Origin of the sequence: Anabaena cylindrica UHCC 0172, from assembly GCF_034931625.1 — a bacterium.
In the GTDB taxonomy this organism is placed as follows: domain Bacteria; phylum Cyanobacteriota; class Cyanobacteriia; order Cyanobacteriales; family Nostocaceae; genus Anabaena; species Anabaena cylindrica_A.
Window position 1 is genome coordinate 39,565 of the sequence record NZ_JAYGGY010000101.1, and the last position, 14,461, is coordinate 54,025.

At 37.7% G+C, this 14,461-nt stretch carries 12 protein-coding genes; 8 read left to right on the forward strand and 4 right to left on the reverse strand.

The genetic code is table 11. The features are described from left to right. Positions 1 to 39: 39 nt before the first annotated feature. Both VB713_RS22730 and VB713_RS22735 read right to left on the reverse strand, forming a co-directional pair. Complete coding sequence (locus tag VB713_RS22730) at positions 40 to 1,296, reverse strand: exonuclease SbcCD subunit D (protein ID WP_323313777.1); 1,257 nt, start codon at positions 1,294 to 1,296, stop codon at positions 40 to 42. 713 nt (positions 1,297 to 2,009) lie between these two features. Next, positions 2,010 to 2,435 (reverse strand): cyclic nucleotide-binding domain-containing protein, encoded by a 426-nt coding sequence (locus VB713_RS22735; protein ID WP_323313778.1) that lies wholly within the window; start codon positions 2,433 to 2,435, stop codon positions 2,010 to 2,012. Positions 2,436 to 2,879: 444 nt separating this feature from the next. Here VB713_RS22735 and VB713_RS22740 point away from each other — a divergent pair, with 444 nt between their 5' ends. The 3 genes from VB713_RS22740 to VB713_RS22750 all read left to right on the forward strand — a co-directional run bounded on the left by VB713_RS22740 (position 2,880) and on the right by VB713_RS22750 (position 8,587). Continuing rightward, a complete protein-coding gene (locus tag VB713_RS22740; protein ID WP_323313779.1) occupies positions 2,880 to 3,878 on the forward strand; it encodes a hypothetical protein in 999 nt (332 codons plus the stop codon). Between the two features lie 30 nt (positions 3,879 to 3,908). Continuing rightward, the gene (locus VB713_RS22745; protein WP_323313780.1) at positions 3,909 to 5,423 is read left to right on the forward strand and encodes a CHAT domain-containing protein; all 1,515 of its coding nucleotides are present in this window, start codon (positions 3,909 to 3,911) and stop codon (positions 5,421 to 5,423) included. 167 nt (positions 5,424 to 5,590) lie between these two features. Beyond that, positions 5,591 to 8,587, forward strand: coding sequence for a UPF0182 family protein (locus tag VB713_RS22750; protein WP_323313781.1), 2,997 nt, complete (start codon positions 5,591 to 5,593; stop codon positions 8,585 to 8,587). Between the two features lie 179 nt (positions 8,588 to 8,766). Here VB713_RS22750 and VB713_RS22755 read toward each other — a convergent pair whose 3' ends face one another. Beyond that, positions 8,767 to 9,897, reverse strand: coding sequence for an acyltransferase family protein (locus VB713_RS22755; RefSeq protein ID WP_323313782.1), 1,131 nt, complete (start codon positions 9,895 to 9,897; stop codon positions 8,767 to 8,769). 224 nt (positions 9,898 to 10,121) lie between these two features. On the opposite strand from VB713_RS22755, the gene VB713_RS22760 reads away from it, so the two are divergent. The 3 genes from VB713_RS22760 (at position 10,122) to VB713_RS22770 (ending at position 11,990) form a co-directional block, all read left to right on the forward strand. Continuing rightward, positions 10,122 to 10,910: a hypothetical protein gene (locus VB713_RS22760; RefSeq protein WP_323313783.1), complete on the forward strand. Its 789-nt coding sequence runs from the start codon at positions 10,122 to 10,124 to the stop codon at positions 10,908 to 10,910. Next, positions 10,907 to 11,383 (forward strand): type II toxin-antitoxin system VapC family toxin, encoded by a 477-nt coding sequence (locus VB713_RS22765; protein WP_323313784.1) that lies wholly within the window; start codon positions 10,907 to 10,909, stop codon positions 11,381 to 11,383. The genes VB713_RS22760 and VB713_RS22765 overlap by 4 nt, the downstream gene beginning before the upstream one ends. Positions 11,384 to 11,516: 133 nt before the next feature. After that, positions 11,517 to 11,990 carry a peroxiredoxin gene (locus VB713_RS22770; RefSeq protein WP_323313785.1) on the forward strand — a complete coding sequence of 158 codons (474 nt, stop codon included), beginning with the start codon at positions 11,517 to 11,519 and terminating at the stop codon, positions 11,988 to 11,990. Between the two features lie 57 nt (positions 11,991 to 12,047). On the opposite strand, the gene hpf is transcribed toward VB713_RS22770, so the two are convergent. Continuing rightward, positions 12,048 to 12,683: a ribosome hibernation-promoting factor, HPF/YfiA family gene (hpf, locus tag VB713_RS22775; RefSeq protein WP_323313786.1), complete on the reverse strand. Its 636-nt coding sequence runs from the start codon at positions 12,681 to 12,683 to the stop codon at positions 12,048 to 12,050. A gap of 612 nt (positions 12,684 to 13,295) precedes the next feature. On the opposite strand from hpf, the gene lipB reads away from it, so the two are divergent. Then, a complete protein-coding gene (gene lipB / locus VB713_RS22780; protein WP_323313787.1) occupies positions 13,296 to 13,985 on the forward strand; it encodes a lipoyl(octanoyl) transferase LipB in 690 nt (229 codons plus the stop codon). Between the two features lie 128 nt (positions 13,986 to 14,113). Further along, entirely contained in the window at positions 14,114 to 14,314 is a 201-nt protein-coding gene (locus tag VB713_RS22785; RefSeq protein ID WP_323313788.1) for a hypothetical protein, read from the forward strand. Positions 14,315 to 14,461 lie beyond the last annotated feature (147 nt).

Consider the following 14,461-nt stretch of genomic DNA (forward strand, 5'->3'; position numbering starts at 1 on the left):
TAGACAAAAATCAACTTGTGACACTGTTACCTTCTATATCTAGACATTTTCTCCAACTGACTCTAACCACATTTCTCCATCATCTCCTAATAAATTCTGTGCTGCTTCCAACATAGACTCAGCCAGGTCTTTTAAATCTTCCCGATTATTCAAATAGGTTTTCAACGCTTCCATTGGGTCAATACTGCTACTGGCGGTTAATTCAGGAATGCGGGGTTTAGCTAACTGACTAACTAATTCTGGTTGAATGGTGTATGTATGTGCTGTGTCTAAAACATCATGGATAGAAGAATTATCAATTAAATCTAATTGTTCAGAACGCAGTTTATAAATTAACCGGACTACAGTATCTTGAATATTATATTTAGCGATCGCTTTAAACAAAACTTTTTGTGGATCATCAGCCTTAGATAAATCTACCTCAATCGTGCGGAAAGTGCGAACAGGTAACGAGCAAAATGACCACTCAACCCTCCCTCGTTCCAATTCCAGCATCACATAACCCTTATCTTCCTTCTCTTCACTAAAATCCACTCGTTCAATACTTCCCGGATAAATCACCGGTGGATCATTAGATTTATTTAAATTCTGGTGACGGTGAACGTGTCCCAAAGCCACATAATCAAAACAAGGACGAGTCAGCAAAGACAAAGGTAACGTAAAACCCTTACCCACAGCCAACAAACGTTCCGCCCCCAAGGTCGCATTATCAGCCATCAAATGTGCCAAAAGCACCGTTGGTACATCCGGGTCAAGTCTGCGAATTTCTCCTTCTAAAACCACTTGTAAGCGATCTGTTAACAGTTGATTAACATCCCCCATAGACAAACCCGCAGTTTCTTGACGAGTCATCAAAGTAGAACGGGTTAACCAAGGGAGAGTAATTACCTGCACCTTGCCGTTACGAGTTTGGATGTGGTGAGTAGTCAAAGTATCACCCACCACAAACCCAGGTACACCCAAAGTCCGGTAAATATTTAAACTTGCGCCTCCCACTCCCTGGGAATGTTGATCATGATTACCTACTAACAGCACTGTGGGAATATCAGCATCAACAAGGCGACGAAATTGACTAGCAAAAGCTTCTTGTACGTAAGGCGGTGGCGTAGCATCAGGAAAAGCATCACCACCAAATATCACCATATCTACAGGATCAGCTAGAGCTTGGTCAATACATAAAGATAAAGTTTTGACAAAATCCTCCAATCGTGTATTTAAACCCGTAATTGGATTAATGCGTCCGTGGGAAAAACCACTTCCCATGTGAATATCGGAAAGATGGAGAATTTTAATCATAATTAGTATTTAGTCATTAGTTTAGAACTAACCGCGATTTTCAATCACCCGATTCTGTTAAAATTACGGTCATATTCAAGCATACATCTTTCTATGTTACAACCAGGAAATTCTTATTCTCAGGAAACTTTCATTCATCAAAGTTCTACACCTCAACCAATTAACCAAGTGGTATGAGGAGGCGGTGAAAGGTTTGAGGCTTTTCTCTCGCATCGAGACTTGTAAACTTTAATATTTAAAGTTTACAGAAAATTATTAAGTCTGAATCAGGATAATCAGAACACCCTTCGGGAAGTCAAAAGTCTGAATCAGGATATCCAGGATTAAAGGATGAACAAGATGGTAATTTATAGATAGTTGATAATCATTGAAAAACTATCATTCAACAATATCCTGAAAATCCTCAAATCTTGGATATCCTGATTCAGACAAATTAAAATATTAGTACATCACAGATAAAATCAATATCCTGTAAATCCTGATTCAGACAGATAATAAAATAACCTGACGGGATGACGAAATAGTCTAAAAAGCTGATCAGATGGAGATTTGCAGATTGTACAGATTTACTGCTGCAATCACTTAAAAAAGTAAATTTAGACGCTTTGGCTACTGCCCTCAGGGATAGAGCTTTTTTGATTTAAATTTGTCGGCATTAAATTTTAGTGATTTTATTTTTCTCCATAAAAGAGACGCAAGAATCCAATTAATCACTAATGACTAATACTTTCATTCAGTCGGCGAATTATCCGAGATAGTTCACGAATAATATTTACTGCAATTTCTGGAGTTTCTTCAATAGCATCATAAAGTTGTTCTTGGGTGAGTTCCAAGCATTCACAAGATTCTAGAGTCGTAGCGGTAGCTGAACGGGGTTGAGTATCAAATACTGCCATTTCTCCAAAGTATTTTCCTTGATCGACTTCCGCTAATTTTGTTTCCCCAATATGGACTTTGACCTTACCTGATACCACAATATAGAGCGATCGCCCTTCTTCTCCTTGTTTAAAGATACTGTAATTAGCAGGATATGATAACTCATTCATCACAGAAGCCAGTCTGACCACAAAATCATCTCGTAATTCATTAAAAATGGGAACGCGCCGGACAAATAACAAACGATCAACGCTAGTGAGCATAATTACAAATTATAAATAGAACATCAGTACAAGTATCAAACCGTAATCAGCTTACCCTGCGGGAACGCTCTGCGTACATCTAGATTTAACCAGATTTTTAATCAGTCGTTACAAAACCTGTGAGGGAGACGTGCAAGCTTAACAATAATCTTATTTATTTTATACCAGTAAATGAGCTACTAGTTGATCATCATCAAAACTGTCAACTTTTTAAGTCTTAACCATAAACTTAAAACAGTTACCAAACCCCTAAGTCATAAGTAAATTTATTCTGAGAAAAGTTAAAAAATTACTATGACTATTGATATAATAACCACCACCATCAGGTATAAATAATTGTTTCATCTTGGCAGCATAAATAGAGTGGTAAATTTTCATCCACACTATATGATACAGCTAATTGACATTTCTTAATTTACATCATCTTCTCTCAAGGGTATAATTATGTACTTTATAGACAATTATTCTTACATAGAAATTTACAATTATCTGCATAGCGAAATTATCTATGATCATCAATTAACCACCAGTCAGTTTTCAAATCCAGACCCTCTCAATGAGTTTTTCTCCACAGGACTGAGCCAAGGATATATAAATCAAATCACACCAACAGCAATAACAGAGTCTGCTGATGCCTTCAGTCAATTACCGGCAACAGATACAGATAAAAGTGTTGATCTAATTCGTGAAAATAGCTTACAGACAGAGCCTATATACCCAGAACAAAAACCATTTAAACCACAAAAACTGCCCTTGGTTTTAGAAAAGAAAAAAGTGCGCCCGCTTTCATCTCCGGGTATTACTATGCTCACACCATCAGCTTATGGTAAATCCTGGAGGAGAGCTTCTTTTGGGGTAGGATTACAATCTCGCGCTCGCTTTACTGACGCAATAGATGGAGTTCTAGGGGTTGGTATTGGTTTTGGTGATGGGAAAAAATCAGTTGGTTTAGATGTCAATATAGGTGTTGTTGACATAAGTTCTTTTGAAGATGGAAACATTAGTTTCAAATTACATCGTCAACTTCCATACGATTTAGCCGTGGCTGTTGGTGTTAAGAATTTAGTGACTTTTGGTAACACTGATGGGGGTTCATCTGGTTACGGTGTGATTACGAAAATGTTCCGTCTCCAAGATAGCGATAGCAAGCCATTTAGTCGGCTTTATGTCTCTGCTGGTGTTGGTGGGGGACAGTTTCGTTCAGAATCAAATATTAGAAATAATATTGATTCTATCGGTGTTTTTGGTAGTGTGGCTTTGAAAGTTGCTCAACCTGTGACTACAATTGTCGAATGGAGTGGACAAGATTTAGGTTTGGGTATATCTGTAGCCCCATTTAAGAAAATTCCTTTAGTTATAACTCCAGGTATTAGCGATATTACTGGCAATGCTGGTGATGGTATACGATTTATATTAGGAATTGGTTATAGCATTTCTTTTTAAATGAATTTATCGCCAAAGTTTAGGATGACAATGATGAAATTTACTCGTTCATTTTTCTCTATTTTTTTATCAGTTATTTTAGTTCTATTTTTCTTTAAATCTGTTCAAGCTCAAGTAGGAAATCAGTCAGATATTACTAATCCTGATCCTCAAGAAATTGTTAATTCTAATGATCTGCCTGATAACCTAATCATTGATCGTCAAGTCTTTGATAATAATTTTGATAATACAACACCCGATGCAGCAGTTGAACAGCTTGAAGAACTGAATGCAGTAGAATATGGGACATATCTGGGGACTGATTTTTTTGGCGAAATTAGTTCACCTGAAGAAATTGCTGATGATTTGAGTAAGTTGGCTAAATTGACAGGACGAAATGCAGCAGTTCTTTATGTAACTTCGCTAGAAGATAAACTTAGTTTAATTCTCATTCCCCCAAAACCAGAGGAGAAAGATTTATTAAACGATACTAAAAGCTGGAAAAAAAGTTTTTTGCTGCTATCACAAGAAACTTCAGTAAAAGTTGGTGAGATTGTTCGTAAATATGTTGTGGAAGCTAACAGTAGCAATATTCAAAAAATTGCTCAAGAGTTTCGCTCTAAAGTTACTAATGTTAGAGATAAAGATTATTTCATGAGTGCTGAAAAACTATATACATGGATAATCGCCCCTATAGAAACAGCCTTAGAAGTGAATAAAATAAATACGGTAATATTTTCAATGGATAGTGGTTTACGCTCTCTTCCTGTAGCTGCTTTATATGATGGAAAACAGTTTTTAATTGAAAAATATAGTGTGGGTATCATCCCCAGTTTTAGCCTCACAGATACCCGTTATATACCAATAGTTGATTCAGATATTTTAGCACTAGGAATATCGAAAAGTACAGAAGGGCAAGATCCTTTACCATCTGTACCATTAGAAATCAACACAGTGAGTAAAAATATTTGGCGCAGTCAAAGTCAGATATTATTAGATCAAGACTCAACACTAGAGAATTTTGAATCTCTCAGTTTTAATAAGCATTTTGGAATTCTGCACTTAGCAACTCATGGTGATTTTAAATCGGGAAAAATTAGCAATTCTTACCTGCAATTTTGGAATCAAAAAATTCACATAGATCAGTTGAAAAATATATCTCAGAAATTAGGATGGAGAAAAGATCCAAAAGTAGAAATGCTAGTTTTAAGTGCTTGTAGAACTGCTTTGGGTAGTCAGGAGGCAGAATTTGGATTTTCTGGTTTAGCTGTGCAAGCAGGGGTAAAATCAGTTTTGGGTAGTCTGTGGTATGTGAGTGATCAAGGCTCTCTGGCGCTAATGACTAAATTTTATGAGCAGTTAAGCACTACTTCTTTGCGATCTGAATCTCTTAGACAAGCTCAATTAGCTATGCTAAAGGGGGAAGTACACATAACAGATAAAGAATTATATCTATCGCCAGAAAAGCCTATTGCTCTACCGCCAGAACTGGTTAATTTAGGTAAGATCAACTTGTCTCATCCATATTATTGGTCTGCTTTTACAATGATTGGTAACTGGAATTAAAAGTAGTCAGTTAACTAAATTCAGCGTAAGGATTCAGGATACAGAATGTTTGATATAGCAGGGAACAGAGAACAGAAGAGAAAAATATTCTCTTTCCTTCTTTCTCCTGACTCCTCAATTCTTACAATTCAGCTTGGTTTTGATCACAATTCAGCAGTGTAAAAGGAATGTTCAGGAAATGGTACTTTAGAGTTATTATCCTCTGCCTGGGGTTGTGGGTAATATTGGATCTAGGTTCCCATCTAGGGGCTGAGATTTTTTGGTTTCAAGAAATTGGCTATTTGCAACCATTTTTGCTGCGGTTAATAACTCAGGGTGCTTTATGGGTGAGTGTTGTTAGTGTCAGTGTTATCTATTTGCTGGGGAATCTGGCTGTAGCACAAAGTTGGAGATATCCCCAGTCTCTGCAAAGTGAACCAGTCAGAAGTGGAGAAAAAAGACTGGGTAGGGAACTGATAAACTTTCCGAGTTCCCAGCATGGCAGAGTTTATAAAACTCTCCAAATTGAGACAGGAAATAGAGAAATGAGATTGCGCTGGCTGTTACCCCTGACATTAGGCTTGAGTTTGTTGATGGGGTTAATGATGACGCATTACGGGAAAGTGGCTTTGAGTTACTGGTATGGAAAAGTTGATCAGGTTAACTCGCCTTTTACTATTCTATTTAGACCAGATATATTTTTGCAGTTGAGTAGCAGGATTATTTCTCAAACTTGGCATTTTGGTTTGGCTGTGGCCATAGTGATACCTTTAGTCGGCTTTGCGATCGCTCTTTTAGTATATTCTCAGTTTTTGCTCAGAGCGATCGCACTTGTCTTTAGTCTCGGTTTTGGCTGGATACTATCTCAAAATTGGTCTAAAATTCTCCTTTACCTTCACTCCACTCCCTTCAACAGCACAGAACCTTTATTTGACAAGGATATCAGCTTTTATATATTTTCTCTCCCAGTCTGGGAACTGTTGGCTTTTTGGCTAATGGGATTATGTTTATATGGCTTTATCTCCGTCACCCTCACCTATCTTTTATCCGGAGACAGTCTCAGTCAAGGCGTTTTTCCTGGCTTCTCCCCACCACAAAAACGCCATTTATTCGGCTTGGGTGGCTGTTTAATGTTGGTGCTAGCTTTCAGTTATTGGCTAAGTCGTTATGAACTCGTCTATTCTCTCCGTGGGGTGAGTTTCGGCGCTAGTTACACTGATGCTAAGGTACAACTGCCAGCTGACACCATGTTATGTGTTCTAGCTGTAGCGATCGCATTTTACCTATTATGGCAAACTATATTCTGGAAACCCAAATCTCAACATCATCAATGGATAATTTATGCTTTAGGTATTTATCTGGGATTAGTAATTGCAGGTGACGCTCTCTTACCTGCTATTGTCCAATCTTTAATAGTTCAACCCAATGAATTGCAGCGAGAGCAACCTTATATTCAACGTACTATTGCTCTCACTCGTCAAGCATTCGATTTAGAAGCAATTGATTCTCAAACCTTTAACCCCCAAGGAAAATTAACTGAAGCTGATCTTCAAGCTAATGACCTCACAATTCGCAACATTCGGCTATGGGATCAAGAGCCATTATTAAAAACTAACAGACAACTACAACAAATTCGTCCTTATTATCAATTTCCTGATGCCGATATTGATCGTTATATAATCAAAACCGAACCCAATCAAGAAGCATCAACAGAAAAACGTCAAGTACTAATTGCTGCCAGAGAATTAGACTATACTTCCGTCCCACAGCAAGCTCAGACATGGGTAAACCGCAATTTAATTTACACCCACGGTTATGGCTTTACCATGAGTCCTGTAAATACAGTTGCACCTGGTGGTTTACCAGAATATTTTGTCAAAGATATTAGCGGTAATGATAGTGCGCTAACTACTTCAAGTGAAGATATTCGTGAAAGTATTCCGATTGGTGAACCACGAATTTATTACGGTGAAATTTCTAATACTCATGTCATGACTGGCACGAGAGTTAGAGAATTAGATTATCCCAGCGGCAGTGATAATGTTTACAATACTTATGATGGTGCAGGTGGAATTAGAATTGGTTCACCGTGGCGCAGATGGCTATTTGCTACCTATTTAAAAGACTGGCAAATGATATTTACACGGGATTTTCTACCTGAGACTAAAGTATTATTCCGGAGAAATATTAACCAACGCATTCGTGCGATCGCACCTTTTTTAAAATTTGACAGTGAACCTTATTTAGTAGCTGCTAATGCCAACCCTGAAAATAAAAACGCGCAATTTCCAGGAAAAAAGAATTATCTTTACTGGATTGTAGATGCTTATACAACGAGTCATCACTATCCTTATTCTGACCAAAATGGCGATGGCATCAACTATATTCGTAACTCTGTTAAAATTGTAATTGATGCTTACAACGGCACAGTCAGATTTTACATTGCTGAACCAAAAGATCCTCTAATTATTGCTTGGTCAAAAACCTTCCCAGAAATGTTTCAACCGCTGACAAATATGCCTGTTAATCTCCGCAGTCATATTCGCTATCCGGTGGATTTTTTCAAAATTCAATCTGAAAGGTTAATGATTTATCACATCATTAACCCTCAAGTATTTTATAACAGGGAAGATCAATGGCAAATCCCCAATGAAATCTACGGTACTGAAACTCGTCAAGTTGAACCTTATTATTTAATTACTAGTCTTCCTAATGTTTCCTTTGAAGAATTTGTTTTACTGCTTCCCTACACACCAAAACAGCGGACAAATTTAATCGCTTGGTTAGCAGCACGTTCAGATGGTGAGAATTACGGTAAATTGCTGCTTTATAACTTTCCTAAAGAACGTTTAATTTATGGACCAGAACAAATCGAAGCCAGAATTAACCAAGATCCCGTAATTTCTCAACAAATTTCTCTATGGAATCGTCAAGGTTCAAGAGCAATTCAAGGTAATCTTTTGATTATTCCCATTGAACAATCTTTATTGTACGTTGAGCCAATTTATTTAGAAGCAACGCAAAATAGTTTACCAACTTTAGTCAGGGTGGTTGTTGCTTATGAAAATCGGATTGTCATGGCTCAAACTTTAGAGCAAGCCTTGCAGGGAATTTTTCAAACAGAAGAAACACCAGCACTGCCAATTGTTCGTCCTCTAGAGGAGGAAATAATACCACCGGAATAATTCAATTCGTCATTGGGAAATAAACCTGACCATACAACTATAATTAAAACCAGCAATCGAGGCTCTTTTAAGTAGGGCTTGCTGGCTAAGAACACCTAAATTTGTGCCGGAGGCATATCTCAAAGAGTAGGCGCAAAGTTTTTATTAGCATCTTTACGCCTTAGATAAGAATGCGAAATTTAAACTTTAAGAAACCAGCGTTTTCGATACATCAAGACAGCCACACCATACCACAAAAAGACAGTAACAAGTCCAAAGAAAAATGAACCATTGAAATTTCCCGCCCAAGATGCAAAAAGATTTTGGTAAATCCAATTGTAGATGCTGATAGCTGTTTCACCTATACCAATTTGGGTTTTAGCTGTGATTTTGATTAACAAGACAGATGCAACAAAAAGAGCGATCGCATTTAAGCCCATAATCTCAAACGGTTTACTCCAGCGTTTTATTAACCGCACTTCTATCAATTCATAGCAAGCGGCTAATAACATTAACGCCCAACCAGTGGTAAATACAACATAAGAACTTGTCCATAGTTTCTTATTAATCGGAAATGCTACATCCCAAATAATCCCAATTACCAAACAACACAAACCAAATAAAACTAAATCCATACTGGTTTGTGAATTAGCTTGTTTTTTCTCTTTTATCCATTCCCCAGCGAAATAACCAGCCAAAACACTAACTATTGCTGGAATAGTGCTGAAAAGTCCTTCTGGATCTCCCATGAAGTTAAATCCATCACCTTTATATAACTGCGCTTTGGGAATAATTAGTCTGTCAATAAATGCGCCAAAATTACCTTCTCGCGTCAGCACTCCCGCACCATATTCGGGAACAGGAACATACATCATTGTTAACCAATAACCGATGAGTAATACCCCAGCTAATATCCATTGACTTTTGCGGGGTAATTTTAAAACTATTAAAGATGCGAAAAGGTATGAAAGGCTAATCCTTTGTAACACCCCCATTAATCGGATACTACTTAAATCAAAAGTCCAAACACCTTTATTCCAAAAGCCGTTAAGTAGTAATCCTAAAATAAAGAGAATTGCTGCACGGCGCAGAATGCGTAAGTAAACCGCTTTGCTAGGTTTGTTGTCTACGGTGTATTTTGATAGGGAAAAAGTCATTGCTACACCAACAATGAACAGAAAAAAAGGAAATACTAAATCAGTTGGTGTACAACCATTCCATTCAGCATGATCTAAAAGGGAATATTTATCATCTGCGACTCCCACCATGTTGACGAGAATCATACCCGCAATGGTGATACCGCGAAAAACATCGAGTGAAGTCAGGCGCATGGGTAGAATTTTGTCTTTGATGACTATCTACCCTACCCTGCCAGATGCACCTGATCAAGGAAAATTTATAGACTAGGTTACAAGGTTAAATTTTGTTAATCAACCATCATAAAAGACACCTGCTTAATAGACAAAAAACCTGAAACTACTTAATTTGTCTAGAAAATATGGTTGATGTGCGTATATTGACGATTATAAAGTACAAATTTAATTTAAAATAAGAATTGAATCACTTTGCCTCAAAAATGGAACGACAGAAGCTAGTTCAATCTGGAGAACTCCATACGAGCCTAACAGTTGACATTGATGGCTCGTTGCTTCCGTTTGACAAATTCCGCAAGGCGCAAGAAGAATTGGCTAGTATTTTACATGAAGTAGATCAGAATCTTGGTGAAAAAAAACGCCCATCTGTAAATTGGGTTGTTTCATCGGTTACAAGTGGTAGCGTTCACCTAACAATTGAAGGTGTAGCTACTGAGCGTGTAGCAATTGCTGCAATAGCTGAAGTTATTACTACAGTAGAAACAGGAATTGCTACTCTTGAGGAACGTCCTGAACGACCACCTTTTTTTTCAGACCGAGCTTTAGAAAGTGTTAAATGTTTGGCTGCCTTAATTGGCAAAGATATATTAACTATTCAGGTAGGAGCTAACTCTAAAAGAGTTAATCTTACACAACATTTAGTTGCCAATGTTGATGAGCTTATAGGCGCTCATTACAAAAGTTTTGGCTCTGTAGAAGGAGTTCTTAACGCAATAGATTTAAACCGAAGGCCTCTATTCAGAATTTATGATCTACTTACTGGCAAAGGTGTAAAATGCCATTTTACGCCAGAATTTATTGACAAGATAAAGGATGCTCTTGGCAAAAGAGTATCTGTGTATGGTCTTATCAGTTCTAGAGAAGACGGACAAAAGGTTAGTGTAGAAGTTGAAAACATGGAAGTTTTTCTAAGTGAGATAGAACTTCCCAGCATTGAAGATATTATAGGTATTTTAGGAGGCGAAGATTGAAACCTTCATCTAAGCCTCGTCATTACTGGGATTCATGTACTTTTTTAGCTGTGCTTAAAAATGAAGATGATAAAATTAAGGAATGCCTTTCAGTAATGAAGGCTGCTAAAGCTGGCGAAGTTATTATAGTAACATCTGCATTAACTTTTATAGAAGTTATTAGACTTGAAAGAGGTAAACCTAAACTATCTAAAGATGTTGAGGAAAAAATACGTTCTTTTTTCAGGCACGAATGGATTTATGTATATGAACTTGACCGCATAATTGGAGAGTTAGCTAGAGATTTAATGTGGCAGCATGAAAGTCTAAAACCTAAAGATGCTGCACACGTAGCAACTGCAATAAAGGCTAAGGTAGATGTTCTAGAAACCTTCGATGAAGGATTAATCAAGCTGTCTGGGACAATAGGCGAGCCTCTTTTACGCATTACAAGACCTTATTTACCAAACCAATTAGAACTTTTTGATCAATAATGGATAATTCCTAGAAGAATTAAATATTAAAACTTGCCTATTTGACATTAATGTGTTGGTAGCAATACTTATTTGTTATAAGTGGCAAATAATTAGTTAATGTAGATTTGTTAAGAAATTATTTCCAAACGTTATGGCTATCAAAGTTGGAGATCAAGCCCCAGATTTTTCTTTACCAGCCCAAAATGGTTCTACAGTCAGCTTGAGAGATTTTCGCGGTAAACAAGCCGTTGTTCTTTATTTTTATCCCAAGGATGATACACCAGGATGCACTATAGAATCTTGCGCTTTTCGGGATCAATATGAAGTATTTAAAGTTGTTGGTGCTGAGGTGATTGGTGTAAGTGGTGATTCTAGCGAGTCCCACCAAAAATTTGCAGCCAAGCACAATTTACCATTTACGCTTTTGAGTGATAAAGGTGATCAAGTGCGGAAGCTATACGGTGCGACTACCGCTTTTGGTTTGATCCCCGGCCGGGTGACTTATGTGATTGACCAACAGGGAATTGTGCAGTATGTGTTTGATTCGATGTTGAATTTTAAAGGTCATGTTGAGGAAACTTTGAAAACTTTGCAACAGTTGGCTGCAAAGTCAGAGAATTTTTAACGCAGAGGGGGTGCAGAGGTTCACAGAGTATATTCTCTGCGTTCCTCTGCGTTTTAATTAGGCTTTAGATTTTTCTGGTACAGCGACGTTGGCTGTTTTGCCGTTTTTGCCGTTGGTATGACCGTTACCGTTGCGGGGTTGAATGACACCAAAACCGCCGTGATTACGTTCGTAAATGACGTTAATGTCTCCGGTTTCGGCGTTACGGAACATATAAAAGTCGTGTCCTACGAGTTGCAGTTGTTCTTGGGCTTCTGCAAGGGTCATCGGAGGCATGGAAAAATATTTGGTGCGGACGACTTCTCCTGGTAGTTCGGGAGTGCGATCGCCTATTAAATCATTTACTGGTTCAGGTGCTACTACCTCATTGGTTGGTATGGGTTGGGTTTTGTGGTCTTGTCGTCTTTCTTTATATTTACGCAGTTGCCGGGCTATTTTATCTGCAACCAAGTCAATACTGGCATATAAGTTTTCGCTGCTTTCCTCCGCTCGGATGACGCTACCATTAGCATAAATAGTGACTTCCGCAGCTTGTTTGGTACTAATTCGGGGATTGCGAGCTACGCTTAAATGGACATCCACTTCATTTGTGATGTTCTGGAAGTGATTAACTGCTTTTTCAATTTTTTGATGCACATATTCCCGAATGGCATCGGTGATTTCAATATTTTTACCGTGGATGACAAGCTTCATGTAAACTCTCCCGCTCAATATTTATTTGATGTGAATGTATTTTGTATGAACAGAGATTGCGGTCAGTCTATCATTACCGCTAATACAAATTTTGAACTGCTTTTGATGTATGGCTGTCGCATCTTTAATTTATGACCACCTTTAGCCTTGATTTACCTTGTCAAACTCTGCTCGGTTCTCCAACTGGTTGCTAGACAATTGAATCTACCCATAACGTCCGTAAATAAAGCAGTTTTGACTTTTTTATCCTTGCTATGTTAGTTAGAACAACCTTGACAAACCTAGAAGTAGTTGCTCCTTTTTTATTTGGTAGGCTTGCTGATCTTTATATTTAACAATATACAAGCCTTTCTTGAAGTTTTATCCTGATCAATGTCATCAACTTCTGAAGATCTATCAGCCAGTGCATTCTTTCCTGTTGTCTTGGCTTGATGATGATTGTAGAGAATTCCTCCTAACACCATTGAGGTTATATATTCAAATTAACACTTTGTTGTTTATATAGCTAATTCCCTTGATGTTCCTTTAAAATCCTTTGCATAGCTTGACATTTATTGACTTTATTATGGCAAGTTGAAATATATTTAGTCATTTACCCAATTGATTTTTGGCATGATTCATAGTAGCGCAACCGAAAAATATCGGTGTTTTTTATATAATCAAGGATTAATGCCATATTTAGATGCTCATCAATGGCAGCGATCGCTACTCAAAGAACGTATCAATAACCCCAACCTAGATGATGTACTCATTTTGCTAGAACATCCCCCTGTTTACACTCTGGGTAAAGGAGCTAATTTAGAATTTATCAAATTTGATATTGACAAAAGTGAGTATGATGTGCATCGAGTTGAAAGAGGTGGTGAAGTGACTTACCATTGTCCTGGTCAACTGGTGGGATATCCGATTTTAAATCTGCAACGTTATCGTCAAGACCTGCATTGGTACTTGCGTCAACTTGAGGAAGTGTTAATTCGCGTTTTGGCAAATTATGGACTGAAAGGCGATCGCATTCCCGGTTTTACTGGTGTGTGGTTAGAAGGTTACAAAGTCGCAGCCATAGGCATTAAAGTCAGTCGTTGGGTGACTATGCACGGTTTTGCTTTAAATGTTTGTCCTGATCTCAAAGGCTTTGAACGTATTGTCCCTTGTGGTATTGCTGATAAGGCTGTCGGCAGTTTAGCAGACTGGATTCCCGGTATTAAATGTCAAGAAGTACGTTTTTGTGTAGCCCACTGCTTTTCTGAAGTATTTGGCGTAGAATTAATCGAATCTCAGCTAAAAGGATCTGCATATTCTTAACTCAATGAGAAAACTTTATGAGAGCTTTATGATCTACGTCACATTTTAATCAAAGTATTCAACGTACAATGTGTACATTTGCCAGCAAATATACTCACTTTTTATATACATCAACTGAAAATGTGCTTGTGAATTACTCCAATAATCTACAGGTAAGCCCGTCCTCATACACCACCCTCAGAGAACGGGACTGGGAAGCTTTGATATTATTGTTCGACAGAGACGATAGTGATGAAATTGAAGCCGAAATCAAAAGTAAATTAGTTTGGTTAGTCCCAGAACCATGTTGGGAAGATAATCCATTTGAGTTTTTGCGTGAGTTCCTATGAACTAACCACGCTTTTATTGCAAGTACAACTAGGCTTGCAATAATTAAAAATTGCTGCATTGAGAGCGATCGCTTTGTTTCGCATAGCTGTAACTATACTAAAAACGGGTTAAAAGTGTCATTCTGAACGAAGTGAAGAATCTCCGAG

Bases quoted from the DNA above. Each gene is read 5' to 3' on its own strand.
- VB713_RS22730 (WP_323313777.1), bottom strand. From the start codon at position 1,296: ATGATTAAAATTCTCCATCTTTCCGATATTCACATGGGAAGTGGTTTT.
- VB713_RS22735 (WP_323313778.1), bottom strand. From the start codon at position 2,435: ATGCTCACTAGCGTTGATCGTTTGTTATTTGTCCGGCGCGTTCCCATT.
- VB713_RS22740 (WP_323313779.1), top strand. From the start codon at position 2,880: ATGTACTTTATAGACAATTATTCTTACATAGAAATTTACAATTATCTG.
- VB713_RS22745 (WP_323313780.1), top strand. From the start codon at position 3,909: ATGATGAAATTTACTCGTTCATTTTTCTCTATTTTTTTATCAGTTATT.
- VB713_RS22750 (WP_323313781.1), top strand. From the start codon at position 5,591: ATGTTCAGGAAATGGTACTTTAGAGTTATTATCCTCTGCCTGGGGTTG.
- VB713_RS22755 (WP_323313782.1), bottom strand. From the start codon at position 9,897: ATGCGCCTGACTTCACTCGATGTTTTTCGCGGTATCACCATTGCGGGT.
- VB713_RS22770 (WP_323313785.1), top strand. From the start codon at position 11,517: ATGGCTATCAAAGTTGGAGATCAAGCCCCAGATTTTTCTTTACCAGCC.
- hpf (WP_323313786.1), bottom strand. From the start codon at position 12,683: ATGAAGCTTGTCATCCACGGTAAAAATATTGAAATCACCGATGCCATT.
- lipB (WP_323313787.1), top strand. From the start codon at position 13,296: ATGATTCATAGTAGCGCAACCGAAAAATATCGGTGTTTTTTATATAAT.